The 695-nt window shown below is 77.1% G+C and carries 1 protein-coding gene; it reads right to left on the bottom strand.

Going from position 1 to position 695, the window contains the following annotated elements; all coding sequences use genetic code 11:
* Positions 1-695, bottom strand: a 695-nt coding sequence (locus N869_RS15730) for an FAD-dependent monooxygenase (RefSeq protein ID WP_035063264.1), incomplete at both ends; no start/stop codon positions are given.

Below are 695 nucleotides of genomic sequence, written 5' to 3'. Positions count from 1 at the left end.
CGTCACGCACGGCGGCGCCCACGGGGCCGGTGCGCTGGGTGAGCCACCCGATGCGTGCGGACATCCGGCTCGTCGTCACCGTCCGGGGGCGTCGGGCGGCGGTGTACCGGGCGAGCGCGGCGTGGACGGGCGCCCCGTCGGCGAGCACGTGGGCGAGCACGATGGCGTCCTCGATCGCCAGGCAGGCGCCCTGACCCAGGTTCGGCTCCATGGCGTGCGCGGCGTCACCGAGCAGCACGGTGGAGCCGCGGTGCAACCGTGAGGGCACACGGGGGAGGGCGTGGACGTCGTGCCGCAGCACAGCTGCCGGGTCCAGGGCGTCCAGCAGCGCGGGGACGGGCGGGTGCCACCCGGCGAACCGCCGTCGCAGCTCCGCCACCTCACCGGCGGCGCCGTCCGCGTGCTGCTGCGCGGCGACGGTGGCGGTCGCGAACACGTAGACGAGCCCCTCGCCCACCGGGACCACGCCGAATCGTTCGCGGCGCCCCCACGTCTCGCACACCTCGGTGACGTCCACCCGTGCGCGGACCAGCGCACGCCAGGCCGTGTAGCCCGCGTACACGGGCCCGGCCTCGTCGGGCCACCCGCCGGCGCGGACACGAGACCGCAGGCCGTCGGCCCCGACGACGACGTCATGCGCCGCCCCGAGCGCCTGCGGGTCGTGGACCTGCGCGCCGTAGCGGATGACGCCCGGG

This window comes from Cellulomonas bogoriensis 69B4 = DSM 16987, from assembly GCF_000767165.1.
Taxonomy (GTDB): Bacteria; Actinomycetota; Actinomycetes; order Actinomycetales; family Cellulomonadaceae; genus Actinotalea; species Actinotalea bogoriensis.
The sequence above is the reverse complement of the archived record's forward strand: the minus strand, read 5'-3'. Positions and strand labels throughout refer to the sequence as shown.